This is a genomic window from Phenylobacterium sp., from assembly GCF_030654915.1.
In the GTDB taxonomy this organism is placed as follows: domain Bacteria; phylum Pseudomonadota; class Alphaproteobacteria; order Caulobacterales; family Caulobacteraceae; genus Phenylobacterium.
This window is the reverse complement of record NZ_JAURWM010000045.1, coordinates 1-4,567: the sequence shown is the minus strand read 5'-3', so window position 1 is coordinate 4,567 and position 4,567 is coordinate 1. Positions and strand designations below refer to the sequence as shown.

The 4,567-nt window shown below is 66.7% G+C and carries 4 protein-coding genes; all 4 read right to left on the bottom strand.

All coding sequences use genetic code 11. From position 1 onward, the window contains the following. Positions 1 to 1,289 (bottom strand): DUF1254 domain-containing protein (locus Q7T84_RS02100; protein WP_304805969.1); only part of this gene is annotated, 1,289 nt, incomplete at its 3' end. Between the two features lie 131 nt (positions 1,290 to 1,420). Then, the gene (locus Q7T84_RS02095; RefSeq protein ID WP_304805968.1) at positions 1,421 to 2,476 is read right to left on the bottom strand and encodes a 2-oxoacid:ferredoxin oxidoreductase subunit beta; all 1,056 of its coding nucleotides are present in this window, start codon (positions 2,474 to 2,476) and stop codon (positions 1,421 to 1,423) included. Continuing rightward, a complete protein-coding gene (locus tag Q7T84_RS02090; RefSeq protein ID WP_304805967.1) occupies positions 2,473 to 4,299 on the bottom strand; it encodes a 2-oxoacid:acceptor oxidoreductase subunit alpha in 1,827 nt (608 codons plus the stop codon). Before Q7T84_RS02090 ends, Q7T84_RS02095 begins: the two co-directional genes overlap by 4 nt. Beyond that, positions 4,290 to 4,567 (bottom strand): NADH-quinone oxidoreductase subunit I (locus tag Q7T84_RS02085; protein WP_304805965.1); only part of this gene is annotated, 278 nt, incomplete at its 5' end. The genes Q7T84_RS02090 and Q7T84_RS02085, both read right to left, overlap by 10 nt.

The window sequence follows — 4,567 nt, the reverse complement described above, 5'->3', positions numbered from 1 at the left end:
GCCCCGATGCGCCGTAGCGGGGGCGGAGACCAGGCGCCGCTTAGAGCCGAGGCCCTAGGCCCAAACAACTGGAGAACCAGGGCGAATTCCCCTGAAGGCGAGGGCAACCAGTTGGCGGCCTGGTCTGCCGAGGGCGGCATATGCTGGACCAGCAACCGTAGATCTCCGTTTGGCTCCGGCTGCAACCGATCGCGATCGCTCAAGGCGTGGCGATGCAGCAGCAGTTCGCCATGCGGCGGGCGGGTGTGGAGCGATAGTGACCAGAAGGCCTCGATAGGGGGTAGTTCCCCTGCGGCGAAACGGCATTCGTAGCGCTCGCCGCCGCTGAGCGGCCGCCCGTCGTCGTCGGTCTCGCAGATCAAGTGCATGATGCTGTCGGCGGCCGGCGCGCCGAGGCCCGACAGCGCCGCGCTGGCGCGTTCGAGGGGGGCGTCATGGGGTGGCGAGCCGTAGAGCTGACGCCAGCCCCCGGCGGGGTGCGCGGACCGCGCGGCGTGCCTGATGTGCGCGAGCCCATCGGCCAGTCCACGGAGGGCGGCCTGGTATGCCTTGCTGTCGCGCCGCGGCGGGACATAGGGCCGTCCTGGCGTCACGCCGATCTGGGCCAGGGCGGCGAGGTCATCGCCCGTTCGCACACGGGGGTGACGTGCGAGAAGCACCGCCAGGCGATGAAGAAAGATCTCTGGCGCTAAATCGGCGATCGCCTCCACGGACGCCCTTACCGGCGGCTCCAGGATCGGCGGGGCGAAGGCCGGTATGGAGTTTTCGCCGTCGTAGGGCTCAATTCGCTGGCTGGCGAGCAGGGCGCGGGCGGCCTCGCGGTCGGCGACATTGTGGGCCGCGAGCCGGGTGACCATCCACACGGCGTCGGTAGCGATCTGCACCACCGGCGTCTCCGTCGTCCGCTCGCCGCGCCATCCAGCGCCGGCGATGGTCAGGCTCCGCCCCTCGGCCGGATACGGCGCGTCCCAAAGGCCAGGCACGACTTCACCCCAGGCGTCGATCAAGGTGATGGATAGATACCGCCCGCCCACCGCCGGTAGGTGAACGGTCATGGGTCCTGCCGACAGGTCAATCCAGGCGCTGGATTGCACCGTGCGCGGATCGCCGCCGCGCAGCCCCGGCGCCACGTCAGCGGCGTCGTCAGGCAGGTGCAGGACCTGATTGGCGCCGACCGGGTGGGCGCGTCGAACCAGATCGACTAGCACGAGCGGAAAGCCGAACACGAAGGCGTCGGCGGAGATCTTACGAACTTCGTGCGGGGCGAGGGTATGGTCAAAGTCAGTCAAGACGGGCGCCTCCCGTTGGTGCACAATTCCAGCGGGCGCGTGGTCAAGCCATCCGGTCAAACCCCTGCCTCGCGTGCCGGGCGAGGGGAGGCGGCCGTCAGGGTTGGTTCAGGGGAGGCTCGGTCTGGAGCCTAGCGTAGGGCGGCGTTGAGCCTGGCCAGCGCCGCGGCGCCAGGGGTCAGCTCCCGTTCGGTGAGCGTGTTGAGCGGCGCTTGCACGGTGTCGAGGTTCTCGTGCAAGTCGCGGGCCTCGGGATCCAGGAACAGCAGGCCGGTGACAATCTCGCCCAAGGCCTGGCGCGATTGAAGATAGGCGAGCGCGCCGACGCGGTCAGAAGGGTCGTAGTGCTCCGCCAGCTTGTGAAGTTGCAGGATCGAGCCGTCATGCTGGGCGACCGGGACGGTCTGCCCCGGCGCGTAGTCGACCGTGATCGTGTCGCGGTGAGGAACCACGTCCATCCGGTTCACCGCCTCATTGTGCTCGCGCACATAGTCATAGGACTTGGTGGAGCCGGCGTGGTTGTTGAACTGCACGCAAGGCGAAACACAGTCGATGAAGGCCGCGCCGCGATGGCTGAGGGCCGCCTTGATCAGCGGGACGAGCTGGGCCTTGTCGCCGGAGAAGGAACGGGCCACGAAGGTCGCGCCCATTTGCAGGGCCAGGCTGACCAGATCGATGCCGGCGTCGTGGTTGACCACGCCCTTCTTGGACTTTGAGCCCTTGTCGGAGGTGGCGGAGAACTGCCCCTTGGTCAGGCCGTAAACCCCGTTGTTCTCGACGATATAGAGCATGTTCACACCGCGCCGGATCGAATGCGCGAACTGGCCAAGGCCGATGGAGGCCGAGTCTCCGTCGCCCGAGACGCCCAGATAGATCAGGTCGCGATTGGCGAGATTGGCGCCGGTCAGCACCGAGGGCATACGGCCGTGCACGGTGTTGAAGCCGTGGGAATTGCCGAGGAAATAGTCCGGGGTCTTCGACGAGCAGCCGATGCCCGACAGCTTGGCGATGCGGTGTGGCGGCAGGTCCAGTTCGTAGCAGGCCTGGATGATCGCGGCCGAGATCGAGTCGTGTCCGCAGCCGGCGCAGAGCGTGGACACCGACCCCTCATAGTCGCGACGCGTAAAGCCGAGCGCGTTGGTCTTGAGCTGGGGGTGATGCAGCTGAGGCTTGGTGATGTAGGTCATTCGGCGGCCTCGTGGATCGGCGTCCGGTCGGCCATCAAACCCTGCACGGCGCTGGCGATGAAGCGGGCGGTGATTGGGGTGCCGTCATAGTGCAGGACGGCGGTGAGGCGCGATGGATCGACGTCGCCTTCGTTGATCAGTAGCGAGCGGAGCTGGCCATCACGGTTCTGTTCGATCACGAAGATGCGGTCGTGAGCGGCGATGAAGGCGAACACCTCGTCGGGGAAGGGGAAGGCGCGGATCCGCATGGCGTCGAGGTGCAGGCCGCGATGTTCCAGATCATCCAGCGCTTCGTGCACGGCTGGGGTGCTGGAACCGAAGAAGATCACCCCGTCGCGGGTCGCGCGCTTGGCGTCGCGGCGAACGGGAGCTGGCGCGAGGGTGCGGGCGGTGTCGAACTTGCGCAGCAGCCGCTCCATGTTGCCGACATAGACCGAACCCTCTTCGCTGTAGCGGGCGTAGGGATTGCGCGAGGTCCCACGCGTGAAGTAGCCGCCCTTGGTTGGATGGGTGCCGGGATAGGTGCGGTAGGGGATGCCATCGCCGTCCACCTCCAGGTAGCGGCCAAAGTCGCGGCCCGACTCCAGATCCTCGTAGGTCATGACCTTGCCGCGATCGAGTTTACGCTCGTCATCCCATTCGAACGGCTTGGTCAGCCACTCATTCATGCCGATGTCGAGGTCGAGCATGACGAAGACCGTCGTCTGCAGCCGGTCGGCGAGGTCGAAGGCGAGGCTCCCCATCTCAAAGCACTCTCCGGGATCGGCAGGCAGCAGCAGGGGGTGCTTGGAATCCCCGTGACCGGCGTAGGCGGCCGCTAGCAGGTCGGCCTGTTGGGTCCGGGTCGGCATGCCGGTGGACGGCCCGCCGCGCTGAACATCGAAGATCACCGCCGGAATCTCAGCGAAGTAGGACAGCCCGATGAATTCGGTCATCAGCGATATCCCGGGGCCAGACGTGGCGGTGAAGGCCCGCGCGCCGTTCCAACCGGCGCCGATCACGATGCCGATCGACGCGATCTCGTCCTCGGCCTGGACGATGGCGTAGCGCGCCTTGTCGGTGCCGGGCTCGATCCGCAGGTCTTCGCAGTAGCCGGTGAAGGCCTCGGCCAGCGAGGTCGAGGGGGTGATCGGATACCAGGCGCAGACCGTGGCTCCTCCATAGACCGCGCCGAGCGCGGCCGCGGCGTTGCCCTCCACATAGATCCGGTCGCCCACCTTGTCGGCGCGGCGGACGCGCAGGCGCAGGGGTTTGAGGTTCTCGGCGACGTAGTCGCGGCCCATGTGCAAGGCCGCCACATTGGCCGCGATCAGTCGGTCCCTGCCGGCGAACTGTTCCGCCAGCAAGGTCTCGATGACCTCCATCTCCATATCCAGCAGGGCGGCCAGGGCTCCGACATAGATGATGTTCTTGAACAGCTGTCGCTCGCGCGGGAGCTGGTAGGCCGTGTTGCACATGGCGGTCAGCGGCACGCCGACCACGGTGATGTCGTCGCGGAACTTGGACGGCGGAAGCGGCTTTGTGGAGTCGTAGAAGAGATATCCGCCCGGCTCGATCTCGGCCACGTCGCGGTCCCAGGTCTGCGGATTCATCGCGACCATCAGGTCCACGCCGCCTCGGCGGCCCAGGTGCCCGGCCTCTGTGATCCGCACCTCGAACCAGGTTGGCAGGCCCTGGATGTTTGACGGGAAGATGTTGCGGGCCGCGACCGGCACGCCCATCCGCAGGATCGCCTTGGCGAACATGCCATTTGCGCTCGCCGAACCGGATCCGTTTACGTTCGCGAACTTGACGACGAAGTCGTTGAGCGCCTCTAGCGGCATGATCCCCCCGCATGGGTCATTTCCAACAGGAACTTCTGCATGTCCCAGGCCCCGGTCGGGCAGCGTTCGGCGCAGAGGCCGCAGTGCAGGCAGACATCCTCGTCCTTCACCATCACCCGGCCGGTCTTGAGCTCACCCGAGACCATCAGGGCCTGATCGGTGTTGAGCGCCGGGGCGCTGAGGCGGCCGCGTAGGCCCTCCTCATCGCCGTTGGGTGTGAAGGTGATGCAGTCCACCGGGCAGATGTCGACGCAGGCGTCGCATTCTA